The following is a 20,383-nucleotide window of genomic DNA, read 5'->3' as shown; positions in this document are numbered from 1 at the left end:
GGGCACGATGCAGGGCGCCTCCATCGTCGAGTGGGCCCGCTGTTGACTCCCAAGGGCCCCCCGGGATTTGAATGCAGCCCATGAGGGACGGTCGGGCCGGCCGTGCCTCATCGAGGGGGTTCACCCCATGTCGTTACCCAAGGTCGTGCTGGGCGGAGGGCTCGTGATGGGCCTGCTCGCCGCGCCTCCCGCCGAGGCACGTTTCGGCAAGCGCTCGGACTCCACCGAATCGTCGAAGCCCGTCCACGAGGCGACCGCCATCGGTTCGGACCGGGACGACGATTCGAAGAAGGACGACGAGGAGAACAAGAACCGTTCGTCCAAGAGCAAGAGGACCACCGTGTCCTCCACGGACGACAGCTACGAGTACAACTCGAGCGCGTCCAGCGACGCCGCCTCCTTCATCCTGGGCGCCATCTTCGAGCTGCTCTTCCGGGGCATGGGGGAGGCCATCGCCAACACGGGCACCCACCACGGCCACGAGATGGTGGCCCCGGACGCGCCGCCCCAGCGCAACTCGCTGCGGCACGCCGTGCCGTTCTCCTTCCGAGCGGGCCTGCTGGTGTCACCCCTCAGGGGCGGTACCGGCTTGGACTTCGACCTCGGCTGGGAGGCCCAGCGCTTCGGCATGGACCTGCGGCTGTCGCGGCTGACGGGGACGTGGGACACCTCGGCGTACCGCGACACCCTCACCCTGGGGGAGATGCACGCGACGTACTCCCCCCTCGTCCGGGAGGAGCTCCGCCTGCGCGTGGAAGCCGGCGTCTCCACCCTGGATGTTCCCGGGCGCGTCTACGTGGCCCCAAGCCTGGGCATGTCCGTGGAGGCGTGCCTGCTGGGCCCCCTGGACGTGGAGGGGCGCCTGCAGATGACGCCCGGGCCCTACCAGCAACTGGACGCGCGCGGAGGGCTCGCGCTGCATCTGGGCAGCCTCATGCTGCGCGGCGGGGTGCGCTACCTCGCGCTGGACTCAGAGGTGGCCCCGCTGGGGCTGCCTCTCGGCTTCACCCCCGAGTTCGGCCTGGGCTTCGCGTTCTGAACAGCGCCGTGCGCTGAAAACACCACGGGCCCGGCCGCGGATGCTCTCGCGGTCAGGCCCGTTGGACGTCACGGTCCCCTTGAAGGGACGTGGGGTCTACTTCTCCTTGGAGGCCAGCTTGCGCAGGGCCTTCTGGTCACGCACGCAGAGGATGCGGCCGACGTTGCCGAGCACGCCCTCGCGCTTCATCTCGTTGATGAGCGTGGACACGAAGGAGCGCGAGGCGCCCACCAGGTCCGCCAGGTCCTGCTGCGTAATCCCGCGCAGGTCCGTCTCACCGCCGTGCGGGCAGCGCTCGCCGTGCGCTTCCACCAGCGTGAGCAGGGTGTCCGCCAGCCGGGCCGGAACCTCCTTGAAGGTCAGGCCCAGGACGCGCTTGCGCAGCGAGCGCACGCGGTCCGCGTAGGCGCGCACCACGTCCACCGCCAGGGCCGGACGGGCCTCCAGCTGGGCGCGGAAGTCGCGACCCTCGATGCTCCACACCTCGGCCTCGCCCGCCGCCACGGCCATCTCCTCGATGGGCGTGCCTTCCGGGCGGAACAGCTCGCCGAACAGGTCGCCCGGGCGCAGGATGGACACCACCGAGCGGGTGCTGTTCTTGCCAATGCGCATCAGGCGCACGCGGCCGGACTTCAGCAGGTACACGCGGTCAGACGTGTCGCCGGGGCGGTAGATGGTCGAGTTGTGCGGGAAGGACTCGACCTTGAAGTACCCCTTGAAGTCGATGGCCTCCTGGCCGGGGACCAGCTTGTTCGCGGTCACCATCATGCCGGACGACGTCGCCTGCAGCGGCGCCACGACATTGGAACCGATGGGGCCGAGGGGGCGGTTGAAGCCGTGCATGGGAGACTCCTGGGAAGGCGGAAAGGGATGGGGAAGGTTGGTCGCTGCTGCTGCTGCTGACGGACCTTGCTCTTTCCAAGAGGCGTGCCATGAGCACTTGAACTATTCCCGGGGGAACAGTTCGAGGAATGCCGGGTACTTAGCGCTACACCCCGGTCTGTTCCCCCCAACTGTGTCCAAAACCTGAAACAGAACGTTCAAACAGTCTGATCACTTTGAACGAAACGTTAAATGGGGACACTGGTTTGTCGGGGCTGGGACACTGTCAGGAAGCATCCTTCACCGGATAAGGGTGCACCTGTGGACCCTGCCCCTGTGCAAGACCGAACTTTTGAAGCTTTCGTTCAAGCGTTGGACGGCTGATGCCCAGGATCTGACACGTGCGTCCCTTGTGTCCCTTGGTGACGGCCATGGCCCGGGCAATGAGCTGCCGTTCGGCCTCTTCCAGGGTGGGGATGAGGCTCACGTCGTCCACGGCGGGGGCCGCGAACATGCCGCCCGCGGTGCCCGGCCCGCCCCCGCGCTGGGCGTCCAGGGGGCTTGAAGGGCTCGCCTCCAGGGCGGGCAGGTCGTCGTTGCGGAGCACGTCACCCGGCGCGAGCACCACGGCGCGGGTGAGGACGTTCTCCAGTTCGCGCACGTTGCCGCGCCAGGGCAGGCGCGTGAGGCGCTCCATCACCTCGTGGGGCACGCGGGTGACGCGCTTGTGCACCTTCTCGTTGATGCGCTCCAAGAGGTGCTTCACGAGCGGGGGGATGTCCTCGCGCCGTTCACGCAAAGGCGGGATGACGAGGGTAATCACCTTGAGGCGCTGGTAGAGGTCCTCGCGGAAGCGGCCCTGGTCCACCTCGTCCGCGAGGTGGCGGTGGGTGGCGGCGATGACGCGGGCGCGCAGCTTCACGCGCTTGACGCCGCCCACGCGCTCGAACTCGCGCTCCTGGAGCACGCGCAACAGCTTCGCCTGGAGCATCAGCGACATGTCGCCAATCTCGTCCAGGAAGACGGTGCCGTCCTCGGCCAGCTCGAACTTGCCGGGCTTGCCGGCGACCGCGCCGGTGAAGGCGCCCTTCTCGTGGCCGAACAGCTCGCTCTCCAGCAGCGTGTCCACGATGGCGGAGCAGTTGATGCCGATGAAGGGGCGGGGCTCGTCGTAGGAGTAGTTGTGGATGACGCGGGCGATGAGCTCCTTGCCCGTGCCGCTCTCGCCGTTGATCAGCACCGTCGCGGTGCTGCTCGCGACCTTGCCAATCTCCTTCACCAGCTGCTGCATGGAGGGGCTGGTGCCCACGATGTCGCCCAGGCGGACGACGGCGTTCTCGCGGTGGACCTCATCCGCGCGGCGCGACAGCTGGCGGTACTCCAGCGCGCGCTCCACCACCAGGTCCAGGGCGGCCGGATCCGGGAAGGGCTTGTGGATGTAGTCGAACGCACCGGCCTTCATGGCCCGGATGGTCGTCTCCATGTCGTGGTAGGCGGTGACGAGGATGATGCGCGCGTCGCCGCACAGGCCCTTCATCTCCTCGATGATCTCCAGGCCCGTGCGGTCCGGGAGCATCATGTCCAGGATGACCACGCTGGGCATGTTCTCCTGGGCGGCCTTGAGGCCCGCGGCCGCGCTGGTGGCCGTCACCACCTGGTAGCGCGGCTGCCCGTCGTCCTGCTCGATCTCCTCGAAGTGCATCGTGAGGGTTTCGAGCAGCGACACGTCATCGTCGACGATGAGGAGGGTCTCCATGGGGTCCTCAGGCGGCGAACGTCAGCGTGAACACCATCCCCGGTTCCGCGCTCCCCTGGGCCGCCACGTCGCCCCCCACACCCGTCATCACCCGCCGCAGGGCGGCCAGGGACAGCCCCGCGCCCCGCGCCAGCCGCGAGCCGAAGGGGTCGAACAGCGTGCCCCGCTCATCCGGAGGCAGGGCCGCGGCTGGATCATCCAGGATGAGGCTGACGTGGCCGGGGTCGTCCTGGCGCAGCGTCACCTGGACGCGGCCCTCTTCTGGCAGGCCCATGGCCACGTTGAGCAGGACTTGAGCGAGCACGGGCCTCAACCGGTTGGGATCCACCCTCACGCGGGGCAGGTCCGCCTCTTCCTTCACATCCACCTCGATGCGGCGCTCGGCCAGTTCCGGGGCCACCATGGCGGTCGCCTCCTGGACGACCGAGCGCAGGGCGTGGGCGTCCAGGTTCGCGGCGCTCTCGCGGCCGTATTCGGAGAGCAGCCAGAGCATGCGCTCCATGGTGCGGATTTCGCGGTTGGCGATGGTGAGCCGCCGCTTGTCCCGGTCCGACAGGCCGGTGTTCCGGGCCAGCGTCTGCACCGCCATCTTCACGGAGGAGAGCGGGTTGCGGATCTCATGGCTGAGGGACGAGGACAGCTTGGAGATCTGCACCGGCGGGGCGCCCTCCAGCACGGTGCCCAGGTCGAGCACGCCCGCGGCGGCCTCCTCGCCGTCCATGCCCAGCACGAGCCGCAGGTGGTTGGCGGGCGGGTTGCCGGTGGGGCCTCCCGCGGAGAGGGTGACGAACTCCACCGCGCGGCGGTCCTCGCGCGCGCGCGCATCCAGTTCGCGGGCACGCTCCTGGGGAACCCCCAGCGCGGTGTGCAGGGACATGCCCACGAGCGCCTTGGCGTCGCGGCGCAGCACCTGGGCGCAGTCACCTTCGGCGCGTGTCACCCGGAGGTTGGGAGACCAGGCGAGCTGCGCGGCTTGCAGGAGATGGGCGTTCATTGGTGGACCTGAAACATACCGGGTAACGTCGAGCGCTGTCCTTATGACCAGCACCGCACGTCCTCCGAAGAACCTTGTGGCGGCCCTTCTGTTCCTGTCCGGGGCCACGGCGCTCGTCTACGAGCTGGTCTGGTCCAAATACCTGGGGAACGTGCTGGGCAACAGCGGCCAGGCGCACGCCGTCGTGCTGGCCACGTTCATGGGGGGGCTGGCGCTGGGGGCGTTTGTCTTCGGGCGGACAGCGGACCGGGTGAAGAACCCCCTGGCGCTCTATGGCGTGCTGGAACTGGGCGTGGGCCTGTACGCGCTGGCGTTCCCGTACGTCCTGGGGGCGCTGGAGCACCTGTGGCTGTCCCTGGCGCCCCACGTGCCGGAGGGCCTGCGGGTGGCGCCGCGCCTGCTCGTGTCCTCGCTGTCCCTGGTGGTGCCCACGCTGCTCATGGGCGGCACGCTGCCGGCATTGGTGCGCCACTTCGCGGCGAGCCTCGCCGGGGTGCGCAAGGAGCTGGCGCGGCTGTATGCCATCAACAGCCTGGGCGCGGCGGTGGGCGTCTACGTGGCGGGCACGCGGCTCGTTCCGCTGGTGGGCCTGTCCGCATCCGCGAAACTGGCCGCGGGCATCAACGTGCTGCTCGCACTGGCGGCGCTGGCGCTGGCCCGTCAGCACCCACCGGCGGTGACAGTGGGGGCGGCGGCCTCCGCGGAGGACGTGGCCTATCCCCGGCGGGCGGTGCGGGCCGCGCTCGTGGGCGTGATGCTGTCGGGCTTCACGTCCATGCTGTACCAGGTGACGTGGATCCGCCTGCTGTCCATCGTGCTGGGGGCGTCCACGTATGCCTTCACGCTCATCCTGACGGCGTTCATCCTGGGCATCGGCCTGGGCAGCTTCTGGCTGATGACGCGCAAGGAGGGCGGGGACTCGCTGAAGCTGTATGGCTGGACGCAGGTGGGGCTGGTGTTGAGCCTCTGCGTGGCGTTGCCGCTGTACGTGCGGCTGCCGCACCTGTTCCGCTGGTCGGAGTGGATGCTCACGCGTGCGGTGGAGACGTGGCCCGTCTTCCAGGGCATCACCTTCGCGTTCTGCTGTCTGGTGTTGCTGGTGCCCACGTTCATCATGGGCATCGCGTTCCCGGCTGCGGCCCGCGTGGCCACGGCGAAGGTGTCCGAGGTGGGGCGCCAGTTGGGTGGTGTGTACCTGTGGAACACGGCGGGCACGCTCTCCGGCTCCGTGCTGGGCGGGCTGGTGCTGATGCCTTTCTGGGGCATGCAGGGCAACTTCATCGCGGGGGCGGTGGCGAACCTCCTCTCCGCGGCGCTGGCCTTCCGCGCCCTGTCCGAGCCGAAGGCAGGGGAGGGCGCAAGCGTGGTGCCCGCGTGGCGGACGCTGGCGCCGGTGGGCGTGACGGCGGTGCTGGCGGCGGTGGTGCTGGGCAGCATGCACGGCTGGCCGCAGCGGCTGGCGAACATCGCGGCCATCCGTGCGCACCAGAAGCCGCCGGACAGCTACGCGAAGCTGGTGGAGAGCACGGAGAAGAACATCGTCCCGCGCTTCTACGCGGACGACACCTTCGCCTCGGTGATGGTGGGGGACCTGCCGAGCGAAAACCTGCGCTTCATGAAGATCAACGGGAAGACGGACGCGTCGAACGGGAGCGACATCGAGACGCAGGTGGTGGCGGGTCACCTGGGCGCGCTGCTCCACCCGCGCGACCCGAAGAACGTGCTCGTCATCGGCTCGGGCGCGGCCATCACCACGGGCAGCGTGTTGGCGCATCCAGTGGAGCGCCTGGACATGGTGGAAATCTCCCCTGCGGTCATCGATGCGGCGCGCCTGTTCAAGGCGGACAACCGCAACGCGGTGGATGATCCGCGCACGCACGTGCACATCGACGACGCGAAGACGTTCATGGCGCTGGCGCCCATCCGGTACGACCTCATCATCAGCGTGCCGTCCAACCCCTGGGTGTCGGGCGTGTCCGGCCTCTTCACGCGCGACTTCTTCCAGCTGGTGGACAAGCACCTGACGGACGACGGCGTGATGGTGCAGTGGATCCACACCTACGAGAGCAACCGCGAGCTGGTGCGGCTGGTGATCCGCACGCTGCAGGACACCTTCCCGCACGCCACGACGTGGCTGGGCCCGGAGGACCTGGTGATGGTGGCCAGCCGCAAGCCGCTGTCATTCAACGCGGCGGAGGTGGCCGCGCGCATGGCCCGGCCGGACGTGAAGGCGGACCTGGCGCGGGTGGAGATCAACGACCTGTTCGGCCTGCTGTCCAAGCAGGTGCACACCGAGGCCGGACAGAAGGCCTTCGCGGGTGAGGGCCCCATCAACACGGACGACCAGAACCTTTTGGAGTACGCGTCGCCGGTGGCGTTCTTCCTGGCGAACCTGGACGTGCGCGTGAATGACGAGCGCCGGTCGCCGGAGACAGGGCCTGGGCTGCTCCTGCACCAGTACCTGCGCGATTTTCCGCCCACCGCCGAGCAGGCCGCGGGGCTGTACCGCAACGTGCAGCGCTACCACGCGGACAAGGATCCAACGGTCCGGGGCGTGGCGGCGCTGTGGCGTTCGCTGGCGCCGGAGGATCCCGCGGCGGCGCTCGCGCTGGGCCGGGCGGTGCTGGCGCAGGGGGACCTGACCCTGGCGGCGTCCCTCTTGGAGCCGGAGGTGGCGCGGGGCGGCCGTTCCCCGGAGCTGGTGACGGAGTACCTGAAGCTGGTGACGGCCCGGGCCTGGGCCGCGCGCACGGTGTGGACGCCGATGAACGCGGACGGGGCGCTGGCGGTGGGCCGCGAGGTGGCGGCGCTCCACCCACAGGACGCGAAGCTGCAGAAGGCGTTCAAGGCCTACTGCGAGGCCCTTCCTCCGGACGCCTGCGGGAGGACCGCCCGTATGCCCACGGCGGTGCCTGGCGAGCCCTGAAACAGGGGGGATGAAACCTTGAGAGGTTCCAGACCCGCGATATTCCTTGATCCGGCCCCCCCATCCTCCCGATGACGGATGGAGGTGCTTGCCCGCCCGTTGTACTGTCCGTATCGACCCTGACTTCCCGCAGGGTGTGTCTTTCCACCGCTGCAACGACCCCCGGAGTTTCCCATGAACGCGATCGCGAAGGCCCCGAAGAAGCAGTTCCGCAAGAACCGTGGTCAGGGCATGACCGAGTACATCATCATCGTTGCCCTGATCGCGATCGCCGCCATCGGCGTGATCACGCTGTTCGGTGACAACATCCGCAAGCTGTTCGGCGCCTCCGCGGCGGCCCTGGCCGGTAACGACAACGTGGCCAACGACGGCCAGGTGTCCAACGACCAGCTGAACAAGAAGACCATGAAGTCCTTCGGTCAGAACAACACCTACTGAGCCGCTTCCGGGCTTCGGTGAATGGCAGGTCCCTCCAACTGGAAGGGCCTGCCATTCGTGTTTCAGGGGGGTGAAGCGGTCGTCCTCGTGCGCTCCCGCGCCCAGAGGACCCAGCCGTTCGCCTTCGCCAGCTCGCGCCAGCCGCCGCGCTTCTGGAGGTGATCCAGCAGGAGGTTGCCCGGGTTCTCCGTGTCCCAGACGACGTAGTCTGGATCATAGGCCTCCAGTGCCTGCTCCCAGCCGGGCTCGGACCACACGAGCCGCGCATAGGCCTGGTGGATGGCGGCGGGGAACGGATCATTCCGGCTGTCGATGTAGACCTTGTACGGGGCACCCGCGAAGTAGGAGATGGGGCCGCCCATGATGAAGCGGTTGAGCACGCGGCCCGGAGGCTGTTGGCTCAGCGTCTGGAGCACGGGCAGGGGGATGATGGGGTGCGTGCCCTTCTCCACGGGGCGGGGCGCGCTTGCGTTCAGCGCGAACAGACCGGCCAGCAGGACGGTGGGCCATAGCGCCAGGGACGTTCCGGTGCTCCAGGTGGCCAGGGGGCGCTCCAGCCACGACAGGAATCGGGGGAGGGCGGGCGCGTCCACGTCGCCCGTGCGCGCGTGCTCCACCAGCGTGAGGGCGAGGAGCACGGACGCGAACGGCGCGTGGCGCTGGACCTTCAGCGCGGCGATGCCCAGCACGAGCGTGGGCAGGAGGGCAGCGGCGCGCCGCACTCGGGCCCGGCCGATGACGAAGAGGCACGCGCCGAAGAGGAGGAGGTAGACCCAGCTCCAGCCTGCATCCAGGTCCAGCGGGCGCCACTCGTTGATGTGCTGAGTGGATGAGAGCAGCGAGTGCTCAAGCGGATACAGGTAGATGCGGGGGCCGTCCGGCGACAGGCCCGCGACGAGGAACATCGCGAACGCCGAAGCGAGCGCCGCCCCGCAGCGCCGGAGCGACGCGGGCGTGCGGTCATCCAGGGCCGTGCCCATCGCGGTGGAAGCGAGCAGCGCCGGGCCCAGGAGCCAGCTGCCGTGAAGGTTGGCCCAGGCGAGTCCCAGGAGCGGGAAGGCCCAGAGCACCCGCGTATTGCCCTGTCGCCAGGCCTGGACGCCCAGGGCGGCGAGGACGAACAGCAGGTGTCCCAGATGGAAGGGACGCTCCTGGATCCATGTGGAAGCCTGGACGCCCGACACCAATCCCAGACAGGCGAGCACGAGGAGATGGGAGGGCCGGGCGTCCGCGCGCCGCAGGGCGACCCAGAGCAGGAGCACGTTGGCCGCGACAAGTGAGGCGACGAGGAGCGAGGGACCGGCGGCGCCCAGGGCCTTGATGAGCAGGACGCAGAGCACGCCGAAGCCCCACTCGTGGGGGACCCAGCCCGCGGTGCCCGTCACGCTGAACGGGTCCACGGGGTTGAAGCCGTGCTCCAGCACGTAGCGGCCCCCCGCCAGGTGGAAGAACAGGTCGTAGTTGCGAAGGGGAAGGAACCCCAGCCAGAGGATGAGCCCCAGCGTGAACAGGGCCACTGGGGCGGGCAGGAGGGCGCGGAGCCGCATGGTGTTCGGGTGGGGCCTACTGAGCGCCGGGGGCGGGCAGGGGCGGCCTCGGGGCGGCGGAGAAGCCCAGGCGGCGCAGCATGACCTGCCGGATGGAGGGGATGCGGAAGCGGAAGATGAAGGCGTCCGCGAAGTAGTGCGCGAGCACGCAAGCGAAGCCCAGCGAGGTCAGCGCGCGCAGCAGGGGATTCGCTTGCGCGCCGCCGCCGATGCCCAGCGAGCCGCGCATGGGGCCATCCAGCAGGAAGCCATGCACCACGCCCAGCGCGAACAGCGGGAGCATGGACACGACCATGGCGGGCCAGATGAGCTTCTGGCTCAAGCGGGGCGCGTCCCCCTCGCGAGGCTCCAGCATGCGGGCGCTGAGGAGGTAGTACTCCAGGCCGTGCATGCCCGGGAGCATCACGTAGCCCCAGGACGGCGCCACGAGTGCCAGGCCGGTCGCGGTGGCCATGCCCAGGAGGTAGAGCACCTTGGGGCCGCTGGCGGTGCCGGAGCGGAGCACGCTGCGGAAGAGCAGGAGGAAGTAGCCCAGCCAGATGGCGATGAGCACGGGCAGCGTCTGCCACGGAAGGACGACGCCCTGGCCCACGTCGAGGTAGGCGGGGGCGTTCGGGGCGGCGGACTCGGCGACGAAGAAGATGCGGACGAGGAGGACGGAGAGGAGCAGCGGAACGTAGAGCTGCTGGAGCTTGCGCTCGAGCGGGGTGGGCGCGGGAAGGCCCGCCTGTCCGCCGCGCAGGCCGTGCAGGGACCACAGGCCCCGGTGTTGGGACAGGGTGTGGTGCATGCCGAAGACGTTGAAGATGACGGCCACGGCGAAGGTGTGGATGGAGCGGTCGGCGTAGAAGACGACGAATAGCGCCGCGCCCACGGCGAGCATGGCCAGCGCACCGGCGAGGATGGTGCGCGGCTGGTTGGGCGCGGCGGTGAGCACGTCGCGGTGTACGCCGAAGAGCAGGAACGTGAGGATGACGTGCGTGGCGTTGCCCAGCAGGTTCTGGGCGGTCCAGCTCAGCATCCGGTGCGCGCTGTCCGCGGAGGCAGGGGCGAGGAACGCACTGGCGACGGCGGCCACCAGGGTCAGGGCCAGGGGGATGGCCAGGATGGCGAGGTCGGCCCGGGGCGAGAACAGCCACAGGCGGCGAAAGCGCAGGGAGCCGGGCGCGGCCGGCGTGTCCTGCTCCGTGGCGGTGGCGACTCCGGGGCTCAGCGGTGTCATGGGACTGGGAGTATACCGGGTCGCCTGGACCCCAAGAACCCGGGCCGCAGCGAACCTCCCTGGCTGCAAGGCGGAGGAGGGGGCCGGAGAATCCAAGGCAAACGCAAGGGCCCGTTCAGGGACGCAATCGATGGCGGCGCGAGCGCCAGTCTGGATTGCCACAGAAATCCCGGATTTGTGGCTTGTGTTGAGTTTCCGACAAAAGTAAGAGTATGGTTTTCCCCGGTGCGTCGTCACCCGGGAGTGGACTCTTCCAAGAGTGAGGGGCGATTGTCTTTCGGGTCATGGGTGTGGGGAGTGCTGGCGGGGGGAGTCCTGCTGGTGGCGTGCAATGAATCGCGACCGCCAGTCATCGACGCGGAGGTCGCGGCGAAGCCAGGGACGGTCTTTGGGGAGCACCGGCAATCACAAGCAGCCCTAGCGGCGAAGGAAGTGGGCGAGGACTGTGCCGCGGGAGGCGCGTCCGCTTGCCGCTCAAATCTCTGTCTCCACACCGCGCCCGCCCCCGGACAAGGGCTGATCTGCTCCAGGTCGTGTCAGGCGGAGGCGGAGTGCCCCGCGGACTGGCGGTGCGCTTCGGTTCATCCGAACGCGGGGGCCTCCTTCTGCGTGCCGCCCAAGGGGTGGTCCGCGCACCCCGCGCCGGAGCGATAGGCCCATCCCATGCTTGCCCATCTCTTGATGCTTTTGCTGGTGGCTACGCCTCCAGGCGCTCCCCGTGCGTCCTCGCCCCGGTATCTGGTTTTTGGCCGGCTGGGAGCTTGGATTGCCCTGGATGTGTCCACGGGCAAGCCTGAGCGTATCCCTGTTCCTGCCCCGCATCTGGCGACGACCCTGGCCCTTTCCCCGGATGGTCAGCACGTCATCTTCACGGCATATGAAAAGGCGGCACACAACGACGTGATGTACCGGTGGGATTGGAAGACGAAGAACGCACCGGTTCGCATTGGGAATGAGCAGGGCTTCCATGCGGATCCCGCCGTCAGTCCGGATGGTCAGTGGATCTACTTCGCGCACCATCCCCGAATGGGTGGCCCCCCGGGGCAGCACGAACAAAGGGCGAACGCGCAGCTGTATCGCGTGAAGATGGACGGCACCCAGCTCACGGCGCTCACGGACGAGCCCGGTTGCCACCTCCGGCCGTCCTTTCGTCCCAACGGAGAGCTCGTCTACGTCCATACGCCCTGCCGTTCGAACTTCAGGACCGTCCACCTGATGCGCGAAGGTCAGGCCGCCTCCGGCCCGGTGGCTTCTGGCAATCTGAACGAGCCCGTCTCCTCGCCGGATGGACAGAGGCTGGTGTTCGTGGAGCACGACGAAGCGGAAGCGCTGCTCAAGGAATGGAGCTCCGCGGAGCGTCCCCCCCGCATCCTTCACCGGTTCCGCTTGATGGATGGGTCCAGTGCCAGGGTTCAATTCGGTGCAACGGCGCGGGAACTCTACTTCCAGGATGATGAATTTGTTTCGCGGCTTGTGGGCCGCAAGGTCACCCGACTCTTTTCCATGGAAAACGTCCCATGAGAACGCTGTTTCGATTCGCGCTGCTCCTGGCCGTTTCCGGAGCCTCCGCGGCCCATGCGCAGTTCTGTCCGCTCAACATCCTCCCTCGCTGTGAGGGCTCCCAAGGGAATCCGGATTCCCAGCCAGCCCGTCCCACTGCACCTGGAGGCGCGGGATACTTCGGCGACCCGGTCAGTGTCTCGGATGGCTACAACTACCTGCGCCACGTGGACTTCGAGCTGCCGCTCAGTCAGGGCAGCCTGCCCTTCATTCGCATGTATGCGACGCCGGCCAGCGCGTACCAATATTCCAGACTGGATGAGACAGGCCTTGCGGGTTATCTCCAGTCATCCATGGGAAAGCCGTTCGGCGAACACCGGACGAACACCGGGAGCGTCAACTGGTGGCATAACTTCTATAGCTCCGTCTACAAGGCAAGGCCCACAGATGCCGCGGTCAATATCCGTGACGTCGATGGACACTTGAATGTCATGAGTTGGAATCCGACGCCAGGCACGTCGGGCCGGTGGTATACGAACCATTCTTATAATCTCGGCAATCGGGATCAGCTCTGGCAGGACACCTCGGATGGGGGCTGGCCGCAGCAGTTCGTCTACTACCGCGAGGGAAGCGGGCGCTATGTCTATGATTCCGTCCTCGTTCTGGATGGCGGCACCGGGCGTGCTCCGCGCCATTATTTCCTGAGCCGCATCGAGGATGCCGAGTACGCATCGGATGGGGGGGTGGAGGTTGCTCGGGCGGTGCTCGAGTACGCGCTTCCCTCGACGGATGGCGGAACCCTGCCAGATCCGTCATGCCCCGGGGGACAGCCGGGGTCTACGCCAGGCGTTCCCTACTTGCGGACGATCACGACCCGCGATGGTGCGAAGCTCCACTTCTACTATCGAAGCGTGCTGGGGACCTTCTCGGGGAAGGATCTGTGTGTCCTCGATCACGTGACCCTCGAGGATTCAGCTGATGGCGGCGTGACCGAGAAGACGCTCGTGCAGTATGGCTATGCGCCAAACAAGAACGAGCTGGTGGACGTCACCTATCCGCAGACGGGCGGAAGTCGGAAGTACGTCTATTCCAGAACCTCCAGCGAAGCCACGTACGACCTCTACGCGGGGGGAGCTCAGACCGGCCAACTCAAGTGGGGGACGAGCGAGCTGAAGGCCTGGCGGGACGTGTCGGAAGGCCATGATTACGCCATCACCATTCCGCCGAAGGATACCAGTGAGCTGGACGCCTGTACCCTCGCAGGGGGTCGCCCAGACCAGCCTACGATGGAGTTCGCGGACTCCTTGGCGGGGCTCGGCACTGGCGCCTCGGGGGCAACGACCTTCACGAATCGGTTCATCTCCGGGGTTCCCTATGACTCCTCCTGGTCCTGGCGGCTGCACACGCGCAAGGAGCGGTGCGACGGGACCTCCTGCCCTGGCGTGAACCCTGGCACGGAGCGGTGGGAGTATGAGTGCGCGACTACTGACAGTACGGCTGTCCCCGCGATGCCCAAGGCCCACAAGGATCTGCGGGACACGTGGACGGCCTACTCCCACGTCAATCCGGACGCTGGCGTCGCTATTGCCCAGGGATTTCCCCTGCGCCACGTCAAGGAACTCAGGCAGGTCACCGAAGGCGCTACTTCCCTCAGTGGAACGGGAGGCCTTGCCCAGTTGAAGTATGGCTATACCTACGGTGGAGCTGGGCGCTCGCTGCGCGCCTTCGAGCAATTGCTCGAGCGGAAGGAGACGGCCAGCGTCCTGGCTCCGTCCGGAGTGACGGACCCCAATGCGCGGACGCAATACGTCTACGATTCCGTGACGAACCGGCTGAATGCGACGTTCCGTACGGGGTGGACCCAGGTGCGGGACAGTTCGGGCAACTGGCAGGTGGAGAAGCGCCGGGTGGCGGTGTTCAACTTCCGGGCGAATCAGTGCGGCGGCGTGGGGCCGGAGGACGCCGAGGGCCGCGTGCTGGAGGTCCACGGGCCCTGTCTGGTGGACGCGAGCGTCGCGGATGTGTCGACCCTTGCGGACTGCCCGTCCACGACGCCGTTCCCGGTGACGAAGTACGAGTACTGGCCGCGGACGGATGTGGAGAACCGCCGTAACAAACTCAAGAAGGAGTCTGTCTTCCCGGGCGGCTGCGGTGGGAGCACGTCGCTGGACACGCAGTACCTGGAGTACGACTTCTTCGGGAACGCCACCCGGATCCAGGACTCCAACGGCGTGATGCTTACACGGGAGTTCAACCAGGACCTGCTCGCGAAGCAGAGCGTGGTGGATGGCTCGACCACGACCACGACCGAATTGACGTACGACCAGGGACGCCTCAAGGCCATCAAGCATCCCCAGGGCAACTACGACGTCCTCTGCTTCCGGTCGGGGACGACCTCGGGCTGTTCGGGCGGGACGCTCACGAAGCTGCTCCAGTGGAAGGCGACCGCCGCGGATGTGGCGGGCTCCTCCTGGTCGGAGCGCGTGGACTACACCTACTGGCCGGACGAAACGCTCAAGTCGGAAACGTTCCAGACGTGGACGGGAAGCACCGCGCAAACGCGCCGGGTGAAGACCTACGCGGCGGATGCACGGAAGCATCCGACCTACGAGGGCATGGGTACGTCGCCCTCGCCCGTCCAGACGGCACGGGTGTTTGACTCGAATGGCAACCTGACGGGTCTGGGCTTCTCCTCGAACGCGCCGCCCGCGGTTTGCGGCGGTGTGAATCCGGACGGCTCGCCGGTTTCGACCCTGTGCACTGCGATGGGCTATGACCGGTTGAACCGGCTCACCAAGGTCGACGAGTTCCCTACGTCTGGCCGCGACCAGCGCACGTGCTTCACGCACGACGTGCAGAACAACGTTACTTCCGTACGGGCGGGTTGTGCGGTGGCGTCGGGCTCGAATGATTGCTCAACGTGCAGTTCGTCGGTGCCCGCGTCCACCTACGGCTACGACGACTTCGGCAACCTGGTGACGGTGTCCCTGCCGCATACGAGTGACGGCGCCGGTGGTGCGGGCGTCACCCGTTATGCCTATGACGCCCGGGGCTCGGTGACGGTGAAGGAGACGCCGGAGATGCGGGCCACGTGGGAGTGGCTCACGTATGAGTACGACCTGCTGGGCCGGCCCCTGCGCTCCGTGCGGCACTTCACCACGCCCTACGCGGGCGCGGAGAACCTGTTCGCCCTGTCGTATGACGTAAATGATTCAGGGGATGCCACGAGCGTACCTCCGGCGAGCTGCCCGCAGCCTGTGAAGACAGCGGGACGCTTGCGCTACCGTCACGATTCATTCGGGCGGACCTGGTATCAATACGACGCGTTCGGCCAGGTGGCTGGAGAGATCCGGCTGCGCGAAGGCGAGACGGGTTGTTCGTCAGGCACGGTGAATGATCACCCGCACACGTTCTATACCTACACGGCGAATGGCAATGTCGAAACCGTGACGTATCCGCATGGACGCGTGATCACCTACGTCTATGGGACGGGGGCGAAGCTGAACCGGACCCAGGCCATCGACGTCCGGCTCTTCGGGACGACGGGCTACACTGATACGCGCGTCATCGAGGGCATCGTCTGGGAGCCGTATGGCAACCTGCGTGGCTATCAGATGAATCACCCGGCGACGTCGAACAGCAGCGCTTTCGAGTTCATGCTCGGGGACAACACGGCGGTGGCACCCGCCGCGTGTCCGACTGCTGCCCCAAACCTCTCGTCCGGAGACATGACGGGCCGCCTGCGTTCCCTGCGGGTTTCGTCCGGCCCGTTCTCGCCGGGGGCGGGGAATGGGGACATCTATCAGCGTGGGTATACGTGGACGGGCGACCAGGTGGCTCGGCTGGACACGTGCCTTCTGGGGGCGACGACGCCTCGGACGGAGACGTATGCCTATGACCGCACACTGCGACTGGTGGGGGCAGGGCGGCCGACGGGCAACTTCGCGGCGACGGGGGGCGCCTTCGACTCCCGGACGTATCAGTATGACGGGCGTGGCAACCGGACCCAGATGGAGGAGGACGGATTCATTTACGACCTCAGCTCCGGGACGGCTCCGGCGGTGGACCAGTTGACGGGGTGGGGCTCTTCCGCCACGGGGAGCCTGCTGAAGTACACCCTGTCACATGACGTTGATGGCCGGGTGACGCAGAAGCGGTGGGCCGCGACCATGTCGGGTGGGCCTGTCTACACGCTGGGCTTCGAGTACGGACAGACGGTGGGGGTGGCCACGGAAATCGTGTTCCGCGCGGTCAATATCAATGGCACGTACTACAACTATTTCTACGATGCGCTGGGCCGTCGGCGGCTGAAGTCGAATCCTTATGGGACGACAGACGAGTACTTCCACTCGGTGACGAGTCGGTTGCTGACGGACCGGGGCAATAATGGGCTTGGCACGCCGATTGGCCACTTCACGCTGGATGACTATGTGTGGCTCGCGGGGCGTCCGGTGGCGCTCGTGCGCGGGAAGTTCAGTGCCGCATGGGCGCGGCAGCCGGACGGCACTGGGGACTGCGCCCGTGATGGCGAGTCGGTGGCCTGCGGCGTGTATTTCCCGGTGACGGACCACATTGGCAAGCCCGTGGTGATGCTGGACGCTTCGCGACGGGTGACAGGTGCTGCGGACTCGGACCCGTTCGGACACGTGAACCGGGTGAGCTACCATGCAGAGACGGCGCACCCCTATGCGCACAACACGTCCACAACGCTGGCATCGTTCTCCCAACCCAAGGAGAACACCTCCGTCCAGGTGCGGATGCGCGCTCGCTACCACGTGGTGGATACGGAGCCTGGGGTGGACTTCGTGCACTTGGTGGACTCGACCACGAGTGGTGTCCTCGACAGTCAGTCGGGGGCGCGCCGGGGGCGCGTCACCACGTCTTGGGTGACTCCGTCCAACGGCAGCGTGGCGGTGAGTTTTGCCTCGAATGCCAGCGGCTTGACCAGTTACCAGGGAGTCTCGGTCGAGGGCTACGAGTACCAGCGGTATCAGACGGGAGCCCAGGCTTTCTGGATTTCGCTCGGGTTTCCAGGTCAATATCGAGATGCTGAAACCGACCTCGTTGAGAATTGGAATCGCTATTACGATCCAGATGCGGGGCGATATCTGCAGCTTGAGCCAATGCAGTATGAATCCGCATATCTGTATGGAATGGCGAGGAGCGGTTTTGTTGTGCCGGCGTACACCTATGCACTGGGAAATCCGATTGGTTTTTTTGATCCTAACGGGCTGTACATAAAGGGAACGACTTCGACTTCGAGTAAGTTCATAAAGAATGAACCTCGGGCCAATACGCTTCCGTATAGTTTCCCGGTCACCTCTCCTTGCACGAAGAGGGCTGATTCGAGCGGCCGTCAGGCGTATGGCTATGATGCCAGTGTTCATACGATTATCGAGGTTAGATATCCGGAAGGAGCGAATCCTAAAGCGCTCGTGTATGATCCGTTCGGCGATCCCTCGGTGAACAATGGGGAGGTGACAATGGAATGTCACGAGAAACGCCATGTCGCCGATGCGGAAGCTGCGTTTTCTAGTGACGGGTTGAATGGTGCTATAGCGACAGAAGGTTTTGATTCGCTCAGTGATTGCGAGAGGGCTCGGGCGAGTTTCGGGACGAGTATTGACGCGTATCACGGCTGGTTCAAGTCTGGTACGCGTAGGCGGTGGGATTGGTATAATGATGGTTTTTAGGCAGTGGGGAATGTTTGTTTTTGTCGTGACGGCGTGTGCTGCTCGTGGCGTTTCGGTTCCTTCTGAGATGCTTGGTGCTGATGCTACGGCTGGTGGTAGGTCGGATTCGCGTGCCTTGGTGAACGGAGGTCTTCCAGGGTGGACGGTTGATTCGGAGATTTCTCCTTGGCCTTGTGATGTGAAAAGCGTCCATTGGAAGCGTCGCTTTCTAAGGGTTCACGTTAGGTCTGGGGACTGCAGTTTTTCCGTGGATCCGCCTAATGAGATTGGAAATTGTTGGTTTGAGTTGCATGAGTCGGAAATGAACCTTGGTGACGGTATTGTTCCTGCCAAGGATCTTGTCTCTGCATTTAGTGCTGATGGGGATGTGATTTACTGTGGGCGCCGATGGCACTGTGGGTGTGATGACGAATGATTTTTGGATTCCCAGGCCTTCATGGGGGAGTTGATCCGCTGCGCAGCCTCTTGGCTGGATGAGCGGCAGCCAAAGCCCCCTGGGGCGGCATCTGCGGCTTGAAGAAGCTCGCGCCTGCCGACATCGGCTTCGTAGATAGTTCCTGCGTGGATCCGCCGCTCGGGGACTCCAGGTAGGAGACGGGGTTCATCCTCCACCCACCCTGTGCTAAAACGGGAATGTCTGTGGAAGGCCGACTGCTTCTGAAGAACTGCGCCGTGTTCCGTGCGGGCGGTCGCGTCCGTCACGGCATGGCCGTCGTGGTCGAAGAGGGCATCATCCGCCGCGTCGCCCCGGACGCAGAGGTGCCCGTGCTCCCCGGTGACTGGGAAGTGGCCTGTCGAGGCCGCCTTGTCGCCCCCGGGCTTGTGGACTATCACTCGCACATGGTCAACGGGCAGCTCTTGCCCCCCCAATGGCGACTTCCTCCTGCGCCAGCCCCGCTCGCGCCTGGAGCGCATGCGCTCGGTGGCCAACCTCCTCACCGCCGAGGACGTCGAAGTCCTGACCCGCCTCGGCGCCGACTGCGTATTCCAACACCATTGATTATGAGTATGACCTGGGTAACCGGCTCACCAGCATTGAAGACAGCCTGGGCCCTGTCCTGACCGAGGCCTACGACGGCCTGGACCGTCTCACCCAGGAGGTGTCACAGAACGGAACGCTGGATTACACCTATGACGACGCGGGGAATTTGACGGAAATGACGGCCACCGGGCAGTCGTCCGTTGTCTATGCCTACGACGACGCGGGACGGCTGACCTCCATCGTCCAAGGTGCCCGAACAGTAGCCTTCACCTACGATGCAGGCGGCCGTCGGCAGTCCATCGGCCTGCCCAACGGCGTGTCCCAGCATTATCTCCGTGACGCTGCGGGGCTCCTGACAGGAATTGACTACAAGCAGGGGACGACCGTGGTGGGGGACCTGCGCTATTCCTACGACGAAGACGGAAACCGCGTCACGGTGAGCGGTACCCAGGCTCGGACGGGCCTGCCGGACGCCGTTTCTGGCGCGGTCTACGACGCGGCCAGCCAGTTGACGGCCTGGAAGGGGCACACGCGAACCTACGACGCCAATGGCAACCTGGTCTTTGATGGCTCGCGGACCTATACGTGGGATGTTCGCAATCAACTGGCCCAGATCAATAACGGCACGGTGACCCTCGCTGCGTTCCTGTACGAGCCCACGGGACGCCGTTCCCGCAAGACGGTCTCAGGGACCGTGGAGGACTACCTCTACAGCGGGGACAACTTCATCCAGGTGCAGTCCCTCGCGGGGACGCGCAATCTCCTGACGGGGCTCGAGATGGATGAAGTGTACAGCCAGACCACGTCCGCCGGGACGCACGACTTCCTGTCGGACGTGATGGGTTCGACCGTGGCGCTCGTGGATGGGAGCAGCACTCTGGTCGGGAGCTATACCTACGACCCCTATGGCATGACGGCGGCTGCGGGGAACGTGGCTGGCAACAGTCAGACGTTCACGGGGCGTGAGGATGACAACACGGGCCTGCTCTACTTCCGGGCCCGCTACTACGAGCCGGAGACAGGTCGGTTCCTCCAGGAGGAACCCCTTGTTCAGAATCCCGAGACGCTCCAGGACTACGCGCTGATGGGGCAGGGACTGCCGCCCTACGCATATGCGTCCAACAATCCGCTGACCTATCGGGACCCGACGGGAGAGGAGGCGGTGGCGACATTCACCGCGGGTGGCGCCGCCGCGGGCGGGCCCGTGGGCGCGGTCATTGGCTTCGCTGTGGGGACGGTCGCGGTGGGCATCATGGCGTATTGCATCACGCATCCGGACGCATGCACCATCTCCTGGCCGGGCAATTCAGTGGACGATCCGGTCATGAACCCGCCAGCACCTCCAAACATCTGCCCCATGGGGCAAGGGACGGATCGAGGACACACTTCGGGGCCTCTTCAGGGCTAAAATCCGTTCAAGCACATGAAACCTGTGCCGGGAGATCCCACCAAGGTAGAGTTCAG

11 protein-coding genes and 1 pseudogene are annotated in these 20,383 nt (G+C 66.2%); 7 read left to right on the top strand and 5 right to left on the bottom strand.

Going from position 1 to position 20,383, the window contains the following annotated elements:
- Positions 1–127 precede the first annotated feature (127 nt).
- Positions 128–1,039: a hypothetical protein gene (locus D7Y04_RS24900; RefSeq protein WP_121760901.1), complete on the top strand. Its 912-nt coding sequence runs from the start codon at positions 128–130 to the stop codon at positions 1,037–1,039.
- 96 nt (positions 1,040–1,135) lie between these two features.
- Here D7Y04_RS24900 and mrpC read toward each other — a convergent pair whose 3' ends face one another.
- From mrpC to D7Y04_RS24885, 3 genes are all read right to left on the bottom strand, one after another.
- Entirely contained in the window at positions 1,136–1,882 is a 747-nt protein-coding gene (gene mrpC / locus D7Y04_RS24895; RefSeq protein ID WP_014395195.1) for a Crp/Fnr family transcriptional regulator MrpC, read from the bottom strand.
- Positions 1,883–2,147: 265 nt separating this feature from the next.
- Entirely contained in the window at positions 2,148–3,617 is a 1,470-nt protein-coding gene (locus D7Y04_RS24890; protein ID WP_121760900.1) for a sigma-54 dependent transcriptional regulator, read from the bottom strand.
- Positions 3,618–3,624: 7 nt separating this feature from the next.
- Positions 3,625–4,611: a sensor histidine kinase KdpD gene (locus D7Y04_RS24885; RefSeq protein WP_120581292.1), complete on the bottom strand. Its 987-nt coding sequence runs from the start codon at positions 4,609–4,611 to the stop codon at positions 3,625–3,627.
- A 76-nt stretch (positions 4,612–4,687) separates the two neighbouring features.
- On the opposite strand from D7Y04_RS24885, the gene D7Y04_RS24880 reads away from it, so the two are divergent.
- Both D7Y04_RS24880 and D7Y04_RS24875 read left to right on the top strand, forming a co-directional pair.
- The gene (locus D7Y04_RS24880; protein ID WP_233601564.1) at positions 4,688–7,537 is read left to right on the top strand and encodes a fused MFS/spermidine synthase; all 2,850 of its coding nucleotides are present in this window, start codon (positions 4,688–4,690) and stop codon (positions 7,535–7,537) included.
- Between the two features lie 174 nt (positions 7,538–7,711).
- Positions 7,712–7,975 carry a hypothetical protein gene (locus tag D7Y04_RS24875; protein WP_120597846.1) on the top strand — a complete coding sequence of 88 codons (264 nt, stop codon included), beginning with the start codon at positions 7,712–7,714 and terminating at the stop codon, positions 7,973–7,975.
- A 62-nt stretch (positions 7,976–8,037) separates the two neighbouring features.
- Here the strand turns inward: D7Y04_RS24875 and D7Y04_RS24870 are convergent, their stop codons facing one another.
- Positions 8,038–9,522 (bottom strand): hypothetical protein, encoded by a 1,485-nt coding sequence (locus tag D7Y04_RS24870; protein ID WP_121760898.1) that lies wholly within the window; start codon positions 9,520–9,522, stop codon positions 8,038–8,040.
- Between the two features lie 16 nt (positions 9,523–9,538).
- The gene (locus D7Y04_RS24865; RefSeq protein ID WP_121760897.1) at positions 9,539–10,744 is read right to left on the bottom strand and encodes a hypothetical protein; all 1,206 of its coding nucleotides are present in this window, start codon (positions 10,742–10,744) and stop codon (positions 9,539–9,541) included.
- Between the two features lie 663 nt (positions 10,745–11,407).
- On the opposite strand from D7Y04_RS24865, the gene D7Y04_RS24860 reads away from it, so the two are divergent.
- The 4 genes and pseudogenes from D7Y04_RS24860 (at position 11,408) to D7Y04_RS24845 (ending at position 20,327) form a co-directional block, all read left to right on the top strand.
- Positions 11,408–12,265, top strand: coding sequence for a PD40 domain-containing protein (locus tag D7Y04_RS24860; protein ID WP_121760896.1), 858 nt, complete (start codon positions 11,408–11,410; stop codon positions 12,263–12,265).
- On the top strand, positions 12,262–17,937 hold the full coding sequence (locus tag D7Y04_RS24855; protein WP_121760895.1) for an RHS repeat-associated core domain-containing protein: 5,676 nt from the start codon (positions 12,262–12,264) through the stop codon (positions 17,935–17,937). Before D7Y04_RS24860 ends, D7Y04_RS24855 begins: the two co-directional genes overlap by 4 nt.
- 639 nt (positions 17,938–18,576) lie before the next feature.
- Positions 18,577–18,913 (top strand): annotated as a pseudogene (locus D7Y04_RS46830) (amidohydrolase); the annotation flags it as partial.
- Between the two features lie 19 nt (positions 18,914–18,932).
- A complete protein-coding gene (locus D7Y04_RS24845; RefSeq protein ID WP_368666424.1) occupies positions 18,933–20,327 on the top strand; it encodes an RHS repeat-associated core domain-containing protein in 1,395 nt (464 codons plus the stop codon).
- The last annotated feature ends 56 nt before the right edge of the window (positions 20,328–20,383 follow it).

The organism is Corallococcus sp. AB038B (assembly GCF_003668955.1).
Taxonomy (GTDB): Bacteria; Myxococcota; Myxococcia; order Myxococcales; family Myxococcaceae; genus Corallococcus; species Corallococcus exiguus.
Note: the sequence above shows the minus strand (reverse complement) of the source record. Positions and strands in the feature narration are given on the sequence as shown.